16 protein-coding genes are annotated in these 16,595 nt (G+C 43.3%); 8 read left to right on the top strand and 8 right to left on the bottom strand.

Annotation, left to right across the window (positions count from 1 at the left end):
• The 4 genes from BLR65_RS27135 to BLR65_RS27120 all read left to right on the top strand — a co-directional run.
• A partial coding sequence (locus BLR65_RS27135; protein WP_143122671.1) for an L-lactate permease occupies positions 1-464 on the top strand: 464 nt, incomplete at its 5' end.
• A 38-nt stretch (positions 465-502) separates the two neighbouring features.
• Entirely contained in the window at positions 503-733 is a 231-nt protein-coding gene (locus BLR65_RS27130; RefSeq protein WP_093797717.1) for a hypothetical protein, read from the top strand.
• 222 nt (positions 734-955) lie between these two features.
• Entirely contained in the window at positions 956-1,261 is a 306-nt protein-coding gene (locus tag BLR65_RS27125; protein ID WP_093797715.1) for a hypothetical protein, read from the top strand.
• A gap of 195 nt (positions 1,262-1,456) precedes the next feature.
• Positions 1,457-3,160: a methyl-accepting chemotaxis protein gene (locus tag BLR65_RS27120; RefSeq protein ID WP_169716751.1), complete on the top strand. Its 1,704-nt coding sequence runs from the start codon at positions 1,457-1,459 to the stop codon at positions 3,158-3,160.
• 114 nt (positions 3,161-3,274) lie between these two features.
• Here BLR65_RS27120 and BLR65_RS27115 read toward each other — a convergent pair whose 3' ends face one another.
• Positions 3,275-3,850, bottom strand: a complete 576-nt coding sequence (locus BLR65_RS27115; protein WP_093797711.1) for a carbonic anhydrase — start codon at positions 3,848-3,850, stop codon at positions 3,275-3,277.
• Between the two features lie 200 nt (positions 3,851-4,050).
• Between BLR65_RS27115 and BLR65_RS27110 the strand changes: the two genes are divergently transcribed.
• Positions 4,051-5,937, top strand: a complete 1,887-nt coding sequence (locus BLR65_RS27110) for an ATP-binding protein (protein WP_093797709.1) — start codon at positions 4,051-4,053, stop codon at positions 5,935-5,937.
• 32 nt (positions 5,938-5,969) lie between these two features.
• A complete protein-coding gene (locus BLR65_RS27105; protein WP_093797707.1) occupies positions 5,970-6,680 on the top strand; it encodes a response regulator in 711 nt (236 codons plus the stop codon).
• Positions 6,681-6,953: 273 nt separating this feature from the next.
• Here BLR65_RS27105 and BLR65_RS27100 read toward each other — a convergent pair whose 3' ends face one another.
• From BLR65_RS27100 to BLR65_RS27070, 7 genes are read right to left on the bottom strand one after another with little or no spacing between them, the layout of a single operon-like run.
• Positions 6,954-7,979 carry an ATP-grasp domain-containing protein gene (locus BLR65_RS27100; protein WP_093797705.1) on the bottom strand — a complete coding sequence of 342 codons (1,026 nt, stop codon included), beginning with the start codon at positions 7,977-7,979 and terminating at the stop codon, positions 6,954-6,956.
• Entirely contained in the window at positions 7,976-8,662 is a 687-nt protein-coding gene (locus BLR65_RS27095) for a WbqC family protein (protein WP_093797703.1), read from the bottom strand. The genes BLR65_RS27100 and BLR65_RS27095 overlap by 4 nt, the downstream gene beginning before the upstream one ends.
• Before the next feature lie 12 nt (positions 8,663-8,674).
• Positions 8,675-9,757 carry a DegT/DnrJ/EryC1/StrS family aminotransferase gene (locus tag BLR65_RS27090; protein WP_093797701.1) on the bottom strand — a complete coding sequence of 361 codons (1,083 nt, stop codon included), beginning with the start codon at positions 9,755-9,757 and terminating at the stop codon, positions 8,675-8,677.
• Between the two features lie 2 nt (positions 9,758-9,759).
• On the bottom strand, positions 9,760-10,605 hold the full coding sequence (locus tag BLR65_RS27085; protein ID WP_093797699.1) for a UDP-3-O-acyl-N-acetylglucosamine deacetylase: 846 nt from the start codon (positions 10,603-10,605) through the stop codon (positions 9,760-9,762).
• Positions 10,590-11,576 carry a CgeB family protein gene (locus BLR65_RS27080; RefSeq protein ID WP_093797697.1) on the bottom strand — a complete coding sequence of 329 codons (987 nt, stop codon included), beginning with the start codon at positions 11,574-11,576 and terminating at the stop codon, positions 10,590-10,592. Before BLR65_RS27080 ends, BLR65_RS27085 begins: the two co-directional genes overlap by 16 nt.
• 14 nt (positions 11,577-11,590) lie before the next feature.
• Entirely contained in the window at positions 11,591-12,562 is a 972-nt protein-coding gene (locus BLR65_RS27075) for a GNAT family N-acetyltransferase (RefSeq protein ID WP_169716750.1), read from the bottom strand.
• Positions 12,540-13,529, bottom strand: coding sequence for a Gfo/Idh/MocA family protein (locus BLR65_RS27070; protein WP_093797693.1), 990 nt, complete (start codon positions 13,527-13,529; stop codon positions 12,540-12,542). The genes BLR65_RS27075 and BLR65_RS27070 overlap by 23 nt, the downstream gene beginning before the upstream one ends.
• Before the next feature lie 380 nt (positions 13,530-13,909).
• Between BLR65_RS27070 and BLR65_RS27065 the strand changes: the two genes are divergently transcribed.
• Both BLR65_RS27065 and BLR65_RS27060 read left to right on the top strand, forming a co-directional pair.
• The gene (locus tag BLR65_RS27065; protein ID WP_093797691.1) at positions 13,910-16,075 is read left to right on the top strand and encodes a CDC48 family AAA ATPase; all 2,166 of its coding nucleotides are present in this window, start codon (positions 13,910-13,912) and stop codon (positions 16,073-16,075) included.
• A gap of 51 nt (positions 16,076-16,126) precedes the next feature.
• A partial coding sequence (locus BLR65_RS27060; RefSeq protein WP_093797374.1) for a 2-oxoacid:acceptor oxidoreductase family protein occupies positions 16,127-16,595 on the top strand: 469 nt, incomplete at its 3' end.

Below are 16,595 nucleotides of genomic sequence, written 5' to 3'. Positions count from 1 at the left end.
AAGCTACGGTCAACCAATGTGTTCCGACCAGTATTGGGATCACGACCATGGTTATGATGGCATTAATCATGAACGATACGGGTATGACAAACTTACTGGCCCAAGGGATTGCTAACTCTACTGGTATGTTGTTCCCTGTATTCTCACCGTATATTGGCGTATTAGGGTCATTTTTGACCGGCAGTAACACCAACTCGAACGTCATGTTTGGCGCGCTGCAGCTGGAGACGGCCAAGGTGCTGGGAATTAGTACGGTGATTATGTGCGCCGTCCAGTCGGTTGGGGGTGCGGTAGGCTGCGCTATTGCCCCGTCAAAAGTATTGATTGGTTCAGCAACTGTTGGTCTTGAGGGTCGTGAAGGCGAAGTTATGAACCGGACAATACCTTATTGTATTATCATTTCGCTGCTTGTGGGCATTAACGCCTGGATATTTGCTTGCATGCTGTTTAAGGACCTGCCTTAAATGAGTACGTTCGCGAAATATGCAAAGGAGGTATTGGTATGAGTACAAATCCTGTGCCGAATACAAATCCGAATCTTAATGCGGCCAACACACCGGTGTCTTGGCGGAAAAGATATCGTGCGCCCTTAATGAATGCTGCTTTTTGGGGGTTTTGGATAGGCTTTTTTCTGGCCCACCAGGGCGGCGTCAGCAATAACACCGGGTTAATTAATTTATCCTACGTGATCTTTACGCTTGCCTGTTTAGTTCCTTTAGTGACAAAAAAATAAAAATTAGGGAATGCCGGTTAAACGGCATTTCCTAATTTTTTACCCATAGTAACGGTAGTTTCCTTTGTAATGAGAGTCAGTGATTCGCCCTTCGCATAATGGGATAGAACATTTACTTTCACAAAATTCAAAAAATATCGATGTACTTTATTTATTAAAATAGCGCGTAACATGACCGTTATTGTATAATAATGGTAACAGAGAATAGGAGGGATGCATGTAATGACAAAGCTAGAAAAGGGAATGATCGTCGTAGAATCGGTTAAAGCGCCCACCGGCTCCCTGGCGGATATTATGTATGAGGGACAAGGGCAAGGCAGTGAATATGGAACAACACGTTTTCATATTTTTATGGATGATATGTCTTACGGAATTTTTTCTGTACGCGGCAATATTACGACTTTGGAAGAGGCCAGGGCCAAACTGAATGCTCCCAGGCAGGTGGGGTCTGACGAGTCCTTAGCAGAATATGCCGTTTGCTATAATTGGATACATATTGATGACAATGAGCATTTTGCCTTAGAGTAAGGAGTAAAAGACTTCGCATAGTGCGAAGTCTTTCTATTGGGCTGTATTCCAGTTTTGGACAATAATGTACGGTATTTATACTCTTTCTGGTCCTCGTTGACACTCTGTATAGAGCCCAATAGTCGGGTAATGTAAATGACACGAGTGGCTACATTGCTGAATTGCAGGTATATGGGAAAAGACGGGGGGATTAGCATGTTTAGAAATTTAAAAACAGCTGCAAAAATTTATTGCCTAATTGCCTTTATGATTGTTTGCCTGACGGGCGTGGGCCTGGTGGGGCTATATTCAGCCCGGGCATTAAGCCAGGAAATGGCAGTTATGTATCAAGAACGATTAGTGCCAGTCCAACTGCTGGGTGAGGTCCGGTTATTAAGTAAAGACTCCGAATCTAAACTGCTGGAGTTAATCTTAGCAAAAGACGAGGGTAAACAACAGGTAGTTATCAATAAAATTAAAAATAATACGGCGGCTATTAATAAGCTGCAGGCAGAGTATAAAACAACAGGGATTGACCTCTATCAGGCCAATAAACTAAGTGATTTGGAAGCCGGTTTGATCCAGTACCGACAAGCCAGAGAGGATATTATAAAGCTTGTTACAACGGGGAAACAAGAAGAGGCTTATACACTATATTGCAATAGTGCACCGGTGTTTGAGAAAGCCACTCAGTTAAGGCGGGAACTCATTGATTATAACAAGCAACAGGCCGAAGAATCCAATTTACAGGGAAATGCCGATTTTAGCCGGGTAGCTAATATAGTTATTGGGATAACGATAGGCACTGCTCTAGTGGCTTGTCTTTTCGGATGGCTGGTTGCCAAAGTGATAGCCAAGCCGCTTTATGTGCTGGTAACAAAAGTACGCGCCGTAGCCGGCGGCAACCTCACCCAGCAGGTAGATAGCTGTTCTAAAGATGAAGTTGGCCAGTTAGGCAGGGAATTTAACAGTATGATGGCTAAATTACGCCAGCTAATAGGACAAGTTATTGAAGAAACAGGACAGGTGGCGGCCGCATCTGAACAGCTAACCGCAAATGCCGAACAGTCTGCCACGGCTGCTAGCCAGGTGGTTTCTTCTATTACTGATGTTTCGCAGGCATCGCAAAATCAGTTGGAATCCGTAAGTGAATCGTTAGGCTCGGTCGAAGGAATAGCAGCGGCAATTGAGAAAATTTCCTTACATATTAGTGAGGCTGTGGCGGATACCGAAAAAACCACTCAGGCGGCGCATACAGGTAACGAAGCGGTTGAGACGGCCATTGGCCAGATGGGCTGTATTGAAAAGACGGTAACGGAATCATCGCATGTGATTAGCGCACTTGGCGAGCGTTCTGAGGAAATTGGCGAAATTGTAAGTGTCATAGCGAATATTGCCGCTCAGACCAATTTACTGGCTCTGAACGCAGCCATCGAAGCGGCCCGGGCGGGTGAACAGGGAAAAGGGTTTGCTGTGGTTGCTGATGAAGTCCGGAAACTCGCCGAACAATCACAGGCAGCAGCTAAACAAATCGCCGGGCTTATCAGCCAGATACGAAAAGATACTGATAAAGCAGTAGTAGCCATGGAGCAGGGAACAACAGAGGTAAAACGCGGTGCCCGGCTTGTACATGGGTCTGGCGATATGTTCCAGGAGATTGTCGCTTTGATTGAAGAGGTAGGAAATAAAGTCCAAGCAATATCCAAGACAATGCAGGAGCTTTCTGCGCATAGTAATCAAATTGTCGGGGTGGTTCGCGGAGTTGAGCAAACAAGCCGAAATATTTTGGAACAAACCCAAACCGTTTCTGCAGCGACTGAGGAGCAGTCGGCGGCAACCCAGGAAGTTGCTTCTTCCAGTCAGGCCTTGGCTAAAATGGCGGAAAGATTAAGCAGTGTTACCGGGAGATTTCAAGTTTAGTATCTTATAAAAAACGGCTGTGGGGCGACTTTCGCTAAGTTCTCCCACAGCCCATATGTATGATAATAATAAAAATTTAGCTATGTTATCGTAAAGTTTATTTCGTGATAAGGGTCAGATAAGCAAAGTTACACTGCCCTTGCTGATATTTTGTACAGCGCCAACAATTTGCAATCCCTTAGTAGTAATCGCTTTTTTTAAAAGCGGGCTGGCAGATTGCAGTTTTTCAACCGTCTGCTCAATATTAGCCTTAATTGCGTTTGGCAGCAATTCGCCGGCGCAGTTTTTGGCTGTTTCAACAGCAGGTGTGATAGACTGAATGAGCGAATCAATGTGCCAGGGGCCTTGGCTGCTTTCCAGTGCTGCTTTAACGGCGCCGCAGTCTTGATGCCCCATGACTACAATCAGCCGTACATCAAGGTGTTCTACGGCATATTCAATACTTCCAAGCACAACGGCATCAACTACCTGCCCGGCTGTTCGCACGACGAATAACTGGCCTAAGCCTTGATCAAACACAATTTCCGGGGGAATTCGGGAATCAGAGCAGCCAAGAATGATGGCAAAAGGTTCTTGGCCTTGGGCTAGTTCAGAGCGTTTTTTGATTCCTATGTCCGCTTTTGCGTACTTTTCAGAGACATATCGTCTATTACCCGCAATCAGCTGTTCCAGTGCTTGATAGGCATCCATAAAAACCGCCTCCTTATAAAGTTACAAAATATTACATATTAGGATAATTAAAGTAGCTTTTGTAAAAATAATCTGATCAATCTGAAAATATTATGGAAAATGATGTAATTTAGTTATATAATAAATATTGAGTGTTGTTTAGTCAACAAACGATAACAAAAAAAAATAAAGTAACAAAAAAAAACGAAGCAGGTGATTAAATGACTTGCTTAGTCTCAATCATTGAATCGATCCAGCAGGAAACCAATACAGGCACAATTTGTGAATTGGAGATGGAAGGACAGCCGGTTTCGTATCTCAAAATGCCGAGAGACGATTTAGTAGAAAAAATTGTTCAATTAACGGATGCCATTATCCAATCAATTCGCACGGAATCATTTACAGCCATTAGAGTATATATCAGTCAAGTTTGCAAATTATGGCTTGAACAAGGTATCAAGCTGTCCGATATCATGTTGATTTTTGATTTATATGAAAAATCGATTAAAGATGCCATGTCCTTTTATCTCAAAGATGATTTGGTTAGTCTTAATATTTATCGGCGTCAAGTTGATTCGTTGTTGGACAGAACCAGGGTATATGTTTCAGAATATTTTTTCACGCTGTATGAAGAAATAGTTTACAAACAGTTCGAGCAGTTAAGAGCCGTTAATGAGATCGCTGTGTATCTTACTTCTTCGCTTGATCTTCACGAAGTTTTAGACTTTATCGTAACAAGTGCGATCCGGTTGTTTAAGGCCGATTGTGGCAGTATTTTACTGCTGGATGAACATCATAAACTACATGCGCCTATTACAACCGGCTGGCATGACGCTTGTTCCTCTACCGCAATTTCCGAAACGATCATTGACACAACGCGGTTGATGGATATTGAGTATAAAGATTTATTGTCAGAGTCCATGAAAGAAGTTTTTAAAAAAGAAAGTTTATTTAGAGTAAAGGTTATCAAACTATATTTGCATGAACTGGCTATCGGCGTGTTGATTATCGGTTTTCGGTCTATCCAGAATATATCGCCTGTTGACCAGAAATTACTGGAAACTTTTGCAAGTCATGCGGCGATTGCGGTTCACAATGCGCAGTTGTACGGTGACGCCGATTTTAAACTTCAACAGCATATCCATCAGGTAAATGTTATTTTGGAGCAAAATCGCGCCATTATGCACTGCATACGGGAAGGCGTTCTTGCCGTTAATGCTGACGGTTATATTAACTTGGTGAATACTGAGGCTCAGCGTCTGCTAGGCCATCAGGATGATATTATCGGTAAACATATTTGGGAAGTTTTGCCCAATTCCCATCTGCCTATTGTGATAAGAACCGGTCAGCCTGAATATGACCAAGAGCAGGAAGTCGGCAAGAAGGTTATTATTACCAACCGGGTTCCGCTTATTGTCAATGACGCCATAATCGGTGCGATTGCCACTTTTCGTGATAAGCAGGATGTTAAGGTATTGGCAGAAGAACTGGTGGGACTAAGGAGCCTGCTGGAATCCATGCGGGCACAATCGCATGAGTTTGTCAATAAACTGCATGCGATTTCCGGATTAATTCAAATGAAACAATATGATAAGGTTGTTGAATTAATTGCTTTGACCTATAAAACACAGCAGGATATGGTTAGCACGATTGTCCGGCGAATTAAAGATCAGGCGACTGCCGGACTGATTATTGGGAAGATTAGTCAGTCCAGTGAGCAGGGGATTTCCCTGCGGCTTAATTCTCACAGTAAGTTGTTCGCACTCCCACAGGGCTTTAGTGATGTGTCTATGGTCACCGTGCTTGGCAATCTTATCACAAATGCCATGGAGGCTGTGGCCAACCTGCCGGCTGAGCGGCGGGTTATTCATGTTTATCTCTATGAAGGGAAAAAGTATCTCACAATAAGAGTCGGTGATTTAGGCACAGGCATACCGGAACCTTATCGGAAAAAAATTTATCAGCGTGGTTTTTCCACCAAACAGGGGAGCAGGGGTGTAGGCCTTGCTTTAGTCCTGCAGGAGGTAAGAAATTGCGGCGGGACAATTTCTGTTCAGTCATCCGAAGATGAAGGAAGTACATTTACTATAAAGATACCAGTACGGTAACCGGAAACTTACTAAGTGAGGAGGAACCGGAAATGGGAATTGATATTGTAATTGTTGAGGACGATCCTATGGTCTTGGAACTTCATCGACAGTATATAAGTCAGGTGAAGGGCTTTCGTTTAGCCGGACAAGCGGCAAATGCGGCTGATGGCTATGACCTGATCGTCAGTGCGAAGCCACAGCTAGTCATTCTGGATATTTTTATGCCGGGGGAAAATGGAATTGATTTATTGCGGCGGATAAGGGCCGAGGGAATTAACATTGACGTTATTTTAGTTACGGCCGACCACCGTTCGGAAACTATTCAGCAGGGAATGCAGTGTGGCGTAGTTGATTATATTGTCAAACCGTTTTCCATTCAGCGATTCAAAAAGGCCCTGAAAAATTATTTGCAGTATATTGAACGGATTAACCATACGCAGCATCTGTGCCAGAATGATATTGACGGATTAAAGGGAACAGCAGCGGAAAAGAGCGTTCCCAATAGCCTTGATGATTTAAAAGATAGTATTCCGAAAGGGCTAGATAAAGCAACCCTGGAATCTGTTTTAACAACCATCGACAAACAACCTGATTATTTTACAGCAAGTGAAATAGCAAAACTTGTCGGAATTTCAAGAGTGACTGCCCGGCGCTATTTAAACTATTTATATGATAATGGCTGGCTAAAAGGGGTCCTTTCGTATGGGCCGGTAGGAAGGCCATTACATAAATACAGTAAGGATGATGCATTCGTAATATAGCTGCTAAAGACCTGCAAGCAAGGCGCTTTGGCGGTAAACAAAGTTTTTAGGACATGGTGTTAGTAACGCTCCACCGCTGGCATTTGACTTCCGCTTTTACTAACACCATGCCGACAAATCTTTATTGGATACTGTATAGATCTGACAATCACCATTCTATTATAAGAATTTGGTGAGTTTTTATATTATTTTTATTACCCACCGCATAGCTGGTGGTTTTTTGTTTTGTTCATTCAACAACAGACTAAAGTCTATACTGAAAAGAGACCTTCGTTAGTTATTATGCTCCATATGGATTCCCTTTTGCAGCATAATGATTTTTTCGGTTGGTACAAGATAATCGCTATACTGTCGAATTACACTGCATTTTAAAATTTTATTTTGACGAATTGTTTCGCCCAGTACTTCTGCTCTTAATAAAATTTCCGCCTCATTAACGCCTAATAACGAGCGCATTCCCGTGGAACTGCTGAAGCGAGGATTGATTTCGAAAATATAGGGTTTACCATTGAGAAGACGCAATTGAAAATTGCACGGTCCGTAAGGTTTTAGAACCTCGGCTACTTCTTTGCAGTAGTCTGTGATCTCCGTGAAATCATCTGCATCTGCCGACATAGTCATGCCTTCTTGCAAGTATCTTTTTAGGGTTATCCCGGAAAGGACCCGGCCGTTAGTCCCCGTACAAATACCGGTTGTAAATTCCCCGCAGTCATCAGGCAAATATTGCTGAAGAATAATGTCTTGTTTGTTTTCAAGCAGCTGGTGGATATTTTCATATTGATTAGCAATGTATAAGCCCTGTGATCCGGCACCTTGTCGCGGTTTAATTACGATGGGAAACTGTACTTCTTTAATAAATTCATCGATTTTGTCCTGATCTTCCGGATAGCGAATGGTAACAGGAAAATAAAAGCCATTTTCCTTAAGAAAGTTTACTGTAAGCCATTTATCATTACATATATTCATTGTTTCGGGTAAATTGGTAAACACTTTGACTCCGGTCTTTTTTTCAACATCAAGTTTATTATGGCTATAAAAAGCAAGCTCATGGGAGGAAGCAACAAAAATAGCATGTATATTTTCCTTGGCAATTATATTTAACACGCTGGTTAAATATAATTCCTCCTGGTGGGCAGGGGGGACGATATAGGCCTGATGCGCCAAGTATAGACCTAAGGTGCGGGCACTGGTATCACAGGCCACCAGATTTAGGGATAAATCTGATTTCAGTAAAGATTGAATGATGGCTACTCCATAAAGAGACCCGGAACCCGATATCAATACGTTTATTTTTTTCACATGATCACCTGCTTGGTAAGATAATCCTTACTACTAGGACCACAGTTAAATATCAAATCCACTGCCGACAAATTTGGCAGGAAGTCTCCCCACAGCTGTGGGTAAACAGGATGTTCAAATTCCTGGTAAACCAGTTGAATGTTGTTTCTGGCAAAGGCCGCCTCGTCATTATAGGCGCGGGCTCCGTTACCGGAGAGATAGATATCGGCTTTACATTGTTTACATAGACTAATGATACGGTCGCCTTTATTTCCTTCAATTCCAGGGATTGCGGAAGATCGTATCATTGGCGTCTTGATTTCTAAAATTTCCCGAACAACATGGATCAGCCGCAGGTTCAGGTCAGCCAGCAGTTCCCCTGGGTTTTCATAAATAGGGAAAAATAAGTTTTTGTATTTCTCCCAATAGGGAGAACGGGCATAGCAAGTTTGTAATGAACCCCAATGGTTTAAGTTCCAGGGAAAATCATTTTGAAGAGCCGCATCTTTAATTAAGCTCTTTTTTCTACTCACCTGTACGCTTAATAAGCGTTCTCCCTCCGGACCCTTTATTTTGTTTCTTTTAGTAACTTCTCTTCTCGCAAGAAGCACATCATCCAGGATGACAAACAAATCACAGGACATCATTTTATGAAAATACCCCAGCCATGGCAGGTAGTTCGGTTGATGTCCGCTAATAATCATGTGCAAGCCCCCTCAACGGTAATGATTCATTACTTCTACAATGGTTGTTAATTCACTCAGGGAAAGGGCCGGGTGAACAGGTATTGAAATACAGCAGTCAGCCAGGTCTTCTGCTACCGGCCAGGTACCTGAACAGGTCGCTAAGTTTTTATAAGCTGGCTGGGCTGGTATTATTAACGGGTAGTGAATGCCATAGCCAATACCGTTAGCATCCAGGTGGGCTGTTAAAGCGTCTCTATTTTTTACTTTTAAGGTATATTGATGATAAACATGCTTTCTATCGGGTGGTGACACCGGCTTTTGGATACACGGATTGACAATGTGGTCATCGTAGAATTTGGCGTTCGCTATTCTTTTCTGGTTATATAGAGCTAATTTTTTTAGCTGCTCTAGCCCAATCGCTGCATGAATATTGGTCATTCGGTAGTTATATCCCACCATTTCATGATAGTAACGCCGGCGTTGACCTTGATTAACTAATATTCTTACCTTTTCTGCGATCGTTGGGTCATCGGTTAATACCATACCGCCTTCACCGGAAGTTATATTTTTGCTGGGGTAAAAACTAAAGGCTGAGGCTTTGCCCAAAGTACCGACCTTTTGACCGTGATACATAGCTCCGTGGGCCTGGGCACAATCTTCCAGGACGATGAGATTATTTTTGTTTGCAATCTCTGAAATTGCATCCATATCTGCCGGTAACCCAAACAGATGAACCACGATCACAGCTTTGGCTTCCGGGTGGTCCTTCACCGCTTTAGCCAGTGCGGCGGGCGAAAGATTATATGTTACCGGATCGATATCAGCAAAAATCGGGGTGGCCCCTGTGTACAAAATGGCGTTAGCCGTAGCAATAAAGGAAAAGGGGGTAGTTATGACCTTATCGCCGGTGCCGATACCCATAGCCTCTAAGATTACATGTAGGGCGGTTGTACCGGAGGAAGTAGCAATGCCATACTGGGAATCATGATACCGCTTGAACTCATCTTCAAACTCCTGAACATAGCTGCCTGCTGCCAACATACCGCTGCGCAACACTTCTATTACCCGCTCTTCCTCTTCTTTGCCTAACTGGAGTTTCACGTGGGGAATCATGGTTACAACGCCTCCTTAACTTGCATCTTTAATTTCTGACATAGCTGATTATTGTCTTTGTGTCCTGTTCTGATGCCAATAAAGTGACCCTTTACGGGCCGTCCCATGGTATGAATGTCGCCCAGCAGATCTAGTACCTTATGCCTTGCCGGTTCGTTATCCCATTGCAAATTTAGGGGACCTTTTGTTATGACAAGACAGTCCTCCATATTTTTCCCAATTAATTTGGCAACTGTTTCATATTCACCTTCCGTGATATATGATCTTGCTGTCGCCAGCTCGGAAGCAAAGTCCAACGAGTTGGCAAAGGAAAACTGGGCTAACTGGGTGGGAATTTCTTTATCCGGGTAATCAAGCAGGTATGTGAGGATTAGCTCAGGTGCAGGTAATGCCAGCAGGAACCGGTCATAACGCTTCTCTTGATGAAAAAATGAGTTTACAATGCAAACCGGTTCTTTGACACGAAAGCATCTTTTGGGCCTATCTTGTAAGACAAGTTCTGCCTTTAAAAGAGCTTGCACAAAATCCCGGCTGCTGAAGCTGCTTACCACAGGGATAAACGGGCTGCTTAAGCTAACCTTCAAATTATCCAGGCCCAGTCCGGCAATGGCAGCCAGCAGATGTTCCGTATGGTCAATGCGTATATCGTTGTTAACCAATGAAGTCCAGCGGGCGTCTACCCGTGCATATTCCGGCCGGCATGGAACCTCCGGTTGCCCCGGCAAATCTTTCCGGATAAAGACAATTCCGGTATCGGGTGGCGCCGGCTGAAACGTTACTGTGCAATCTGTTTGACCGGTAATGCCAATGCCAGTACAACTAGCTGTTTGTTTTATCGTTTTCTGCATGATTTAACCTGCCTTAAGCCAGTAAACTTAAGGATTTGTGCAGCCCTGTCCTCGTACGTATTGTGGTAAGAATATACTTCTCGCTGACCGGCTAACGCAATTTCCTTTCTCTTTTCATCCTGCTCCAGGTAAAAATCCACCATACGCAGGGTTTCATCTTCCGAACGGGTAATGACCAAATGTTTTCCTGGTTCAAACTTTTCTAAAACGGCAGTAGTAGCCGGTGCCAGGAGGAATCCCCGGGCGCCCATAATCTCGTAGGTGCGTGAGGTTAGCTCTGTGACTACGTTTTGAAACCCGAGAATTATTTTAGCCGAACTGTAAACACGATTTGTTTCCAGATAGGATAATTTCCCCCGCAGGTGTCGGGAATCTACATTAAAGCCAACAATATCCGGGTCCAGGGTATCCCAGCGCTTACCCCAAATGGCTACATTGTAGCCCCTTTCCACCAGTGGTTTTAATAATATCCGGGCGCTGTCCCGGCGGTAGGAACTCCAGGTTATCCCGGCGGTGGCTACAACGGCGATATCGCATTTGTACTTTTCTATAGGTTCGGCAGGCCGGTGAAACTTCGGATTACAAGCCCAGGGCAAATAATAAGCCTTAAAGCCAAGACGATTGTAAAAGGCTACTGATTCCCGGTCAATTGTAAAAATATATTCCGGCTTAGTTGCTTTAATATAGGGTAATGACCATTCATACGTCCAGCGGGGATCTTCCGTCGCCCAGTAGGCATGCGTTAAGTGGTATTTCTCCACCATCTCCCCTAATATTTTCAGTCTGGAATCAGTGTGTATTTTCGTCCATCCGGCAGTGAACACAAGATCTGGCTGATATTCCGCCAATAATTGCTCCAGTTCTTCTTCTACGATATCTTTTAATATTTTTACTTCACACCCGTTTTGTTCAAAACCGGGAGGTAATCCCAGTAAATACTGGTCATCCACATCAATAAAAAGTATCTTCACAAAATCGCCTCCGTTTATAAATCAAGATAATACATTTCCCGCAGTACCCCCCGCCCGCCGAATTTTTCTTTAAACTCGAAGAGCCCCTGATTTATCCTTGCCCCTTTGTCTTCAGTGGAAATACCCCAATCCAAGTAATAATAGTCCTTTTCCATACCCCAGCTAATTAATTTGTAAAATAATAGTTCCACAGAGCGCAGGCTCTGGTATTGATTGTTACTGGCAATGTAGAAACAGTTAATAACACGGCTGTTAAGCAGAAATACGACTACACCGCTAACCATTTCGCCTTGCCGAAAAGCGGCGAAGAGCTTTATGGACTGGGGATACCTATTTGTTAAATCAAGGATTTCCGCTAAAGTATGGGTGGGCTCTGCATCATGTCTTTCTTTAAGGTTATTGGTAAGAATACGCCAATACGTTGTTAAATCATTACTTTCTTCGATGGTAACTCCGAGCCTTTGCGCTTTACGAATATTTCTTTGCGTACTCTCGATCAGGTAATCGGAAGGATCAATAAGTTCTTTTAAAGGCAATGCTGTGGCTAATTCGGAACTGCCTATGGAAAAGCCATAATATCGTAAGGCAAAGTCTATTTCATCGCTAGGCCAAAAATGATAAATGCGAGGAATCATTTTGATTTCGATAGCGTTAAAGTGATTAGACTTACAGTATTCGGTTAATAAGGGTACCAGGGCCATTGCTTCGGAGGTGCCAAACTTTTGATCAACAATGATTCCGCCGTGTGAAGCACCGGGATAAGAAGAGAACACCTTTTTTTGACCTGCCATTTTTTGCGCTGCAGGTATTACAGCAATTAATTTTCCGTGGGCGTTATAAGCCATCAAGGAACAATCGACAAACCGGTCCGGCGGGTGATAGTTTAAAAAAGTTCGCTGCTGCATAAACGTACCGTTCCGGGAGGCTCCGACAAAATTATCCCAAGCTTGTTGACAAGCTTGGTTATATACCTCTATCTTTAACATTTGTTTCACCGTTCCCATTCCAATAAAGTTTTGCTCCGTTGGCTAAGAGCGATTGTTCCACCAGCTCCGTCACCTTCATTACCCAGAGAATATCTGCGGACCCGGTCCTTGGAGGTAACTTGGTTTTTATACAGTCAACAAAATGCCTGCACTGGTTGGTTAACGGCAAGCTTTTTTCAAACATGGGCACAATAATCTCGTTGCTATGAGATATTAGCTGTAACTTATCGGCATCTTTGACATCGTCAAAGACTGCTGTCATCTGATCGCCGGCAATTACCGCCTGTCGTTTTTTAATTGGACTGATCCGGTTTGCGTGAATTTGTACAAACAAGTCACCAGGAAATTCCATAATAATGCTAACTAGGTCATAAATGTTTTGTTGCTGATAGCTTACGCCATATGCAGATACCCATCTCGGATTCTTGTTAACCAAGTATCTGACCATGGAAAGATCATGTACAGTAAGATCCCAGTGCACACTAACTTCATTGCGAATTTTTCCAAGACTGGTACGTTCCAGGAAGATATATCTCAACTGTCCCAGCCGTCCCTGACTAATGTGCTCTTGCATTCTAAAAACTACCGGGTGGTATTCCATTAAATGCCCTACCATTAAAATGATATTCTTTTTCTCAGCCAGTTTAATTAAGGCATCTGCTTCATGGTAGGAAAGAGTGCACGGTTTTTCCACCAGCACCGCCTTGTGTTGCGATAAAAATTCTGCTGCAATGGAAAAGTGACTATGAGGTGGTGTTGCAATGATAACACCGTCCAACTGGTCATCATTCAAGAGTTCACGGTAGTCGGTGGTTGTTCTTATATTGGGGTAATTTTTTCTGACCTTTTGCAGCGATTCTTCTTTTATATCGCATATACTTTGAAGCTTTACTTCCGGTATAAAACATAAAGTGTTGATATAATTAAATCCCCAGGCACCACAGCCTACCAAACCAATTCTAACCATATTACACCATCCGCTTGTAGAAATAAAAAGTTTCTATTTACTATTAGGGTATTCTGCTAACATTTGAAGCGTGATAGTTTTGGGAATTTACAATAACCGCTTAACGCAAACCTGTACGCTAAATCACAAAAAAGAGAAACTAGGCGCTTAATCCGCCTAAGTTTCTCTTTATCTTTAGGCCTACGATTTTTATGGTGTCTATTATGAACATGCCACTAACGGCATGTTTTTTTATATCCATTTATTTGAATTTTCCGTGAACTATATTAACAAAATTATCCTTATTTACCATATAGTAGCCAAGCAGTGCCAAGTATTCTATAATTGAAACTGTAAGATTATTCCGAAAGATCACCGTCTAAAGGAGGATATCATCTATTATGGAAAAGACCCTATCCTTTAGAGTTGCCGATGCTATGCCAGAAGATGTCGGTATGGGATATATCAGGATTGATAATGCCGAAATGGAAAAGCTGGAAGTTATTATTGGTGATATTGTCGAAATTCAAGGCCGAAAAACAACAGTCGCCAAAATAGTTCCCTGTTTTAGTCAATTTAAGAATCAAAATATCGCGCAAGTTGAATCGATTATCAGAGAAAATGCAGGCGTTGGTATAGATGAAAGGATCACAGTAAAAAAGACGGTACGTCAACCGGCCCATACTTTGGTGTTAAGCCCATTGGATGTCACAATTGATTTTAGTGACGCTCAGGACATTAAACATCTGGAACGAGTACTAAGTGGACTTGTGTTTGTTACCGGTGATAAGGTCAAGGTTAATCTTGCGGGCGCCAGAAGCCAGTACTTCACCGTTATTGGCACAGCACCACAGGGACCGGTAATCGTTAATAATGCCACCAAGCTTAAAGTGACTAAAGCCGATGCTTCGGAAGATAGAAGTCTGCGGGCTTCTTATGAAGATGTCGGTGGTCTTGATAAAGAACTGCAGCGTATTCGTGAAATGGTCGAGCTGCCGCTGAAATACCCCGAGATTTTCAGACAATTAGGAGTTGAAGCGCCTAAGGGAGTATTACTGTACGGTCCGCCCGGAACAGGTAAAACGTTGACAGCCAGAGCGGTAGCCAGTGAAACCAATGCCACATTTATGCATGTGAATGGCCCCGAAATTATCAATAAGTTTTATGGAGAAAGTGAAGCACGTCTAAGAGAAATATTTGAAACCGCGCAAAGACGGGCGCCGGCAATCATCTTTATTGATGAAATTGATGCGATTGCTCCTAGACGAACAGATGTAATCGGCGATGTTGAAAAACGGGTTGTCGCCCAGTTATTGGCTTTGATGGATGGACTCAAGAACCGGGGCCAGGTTATCGTTATTGGCGCTACAAATGTACCGGATATGGTGGATCCCGCTCTGCGGCGTCCGGGAAGATTTGACCGCGAATTATCAATTAATCCGCCCGACAGATTCGGAAGATTGAAAATATTAAAAATACATACCCGCTCCATGAGAATTGATTCTACCGTTAACTTAGAGAAACTGGCGCAAATGACGCATGGCTTTGTAGGTGCCGATATTGCCATCCTTTGCAAGGAAGCCGGAATGAACGCTGTGCGCAGGTTATTGCCGGCTATTGATTTTACAGCAGAACTCCAAGAAGAAGAGTTGGCAAAACTGACGATTAGTATGAACGATTTTTATGCAGCCTTCCAGGAAGTAGAACCGACCGCTACCAGAGAGTTTTTCTCGGAACGGCCTAATACCAGATGGGAGCAGGTTGGCGGGCTGGATGAGATCAAAAAAAATTTGCAGGCCATGATTGAAATGCCTTTGCAGCATGCCGAACTGTTTAAAGAAATTAAATACAACATGCCCAAGGGATTCTTACTGACAGGAAAACCCGGAACCGGTAAGACCCTTTTAGTAAAAGCATTAGCCAGTTCCAGTGAAGCTCATTTTATATCCGTAGATGCCGCTACACTCAATTCGCGTTGGTTTGGTGAAGCCGAAAAAGGATTACGGTTAATTTTTAAACGGGCTAAACAGATTGCTCCTTGTATTTTGTTTTTTGACGAAGTTGACGCCCTGGCGCCTGTCCGGGCGGTAACAGACAGAAATGGAACTGACCGCCTGGTAAGCCAGCTGCTATTAGAGCTTGATAGTTTAATGGATAGCGCCAATGTGATTGTGGTTGCAGCGACCAACCGGCCTGATATGGTTGACCCCGCACTTATGCGTCCAGGAAGATTTGACTATATCGTTGAATTGCCAATGCCCTGTAAAACAGAGCGATTAGAAATATTTAGCATTCACACTAACAAATTCCCGTTAGCCGATGATGTTCATTTAAATGACTTGGCAGATGCTACCGAGGGTGCGACAGGATCTGATATTGAGGCTATTTGCAAATACGCATCCATGTCAGCTATGAAGCGTTATGTTAGCCAAACGCAAAGTGTAGCTGCAGAGTCCGGCGATTTTAAAATTGTAGGCGAGGACTTCAGCTATGGTCTGCGTCAAGTGTCTAAAAAAATAACGGCGGATTTTCTGCCAACGGGGGTGGTAGCAAAGGACACAAGGTAGTGACACAAGGTCATTATTGACCAAACTCAAGAAAATAAAGGGGGAGAGAAAATGACACTGGCGGTTGCTGTAGACGCCAAAATGCAGGAAGTAACAGTATGGACAAGGGGAGTAACCCTAGCCAAAGAAGCACGTGATAGTGCTACCCTGCTAGCCAAGGCTGGTAGCCTCGAAGGAAAGTACAATCAATTCTTCGACAACTATGTTGATTTGCCTGACCGGATCAACGTTCCCGTTAAGAGCTATGCCCGTATAAGCCCAGAGCCAATCGAGACGTATTACGAGTATGAGAATTATCGTCCTGATATCGTTGTACTGGCCGAAGAAACATTGGTAAAAGGCAATGATATTCTAAAAGGGTGTAAGGACGGCTGCGTGGTTGTAATCAATACAAAACGCGACATTAATAAGTTGGTTAAATACATGTCTCCAAAAGAAAACTTAAGCAAAGTAAAAGCCGTCGCCGCTATTGATGCAGATTCCCTGGGAGCCGGCGTATTCCATACCTTTGACGGAACCG

The organism is Sporomusa acidovorans (assembly GCF_900101845.1).
GTDB classification, from domain to species: domain Bacteria; phylum Bacillota; class Negativicutes; order Sporomusales; family Sporomusaceae; genus Sporomusa; species Sporomusa acidovorans.
This window is presented reverse-complemented; position numbering and strand designations above follow the sequence as displayed.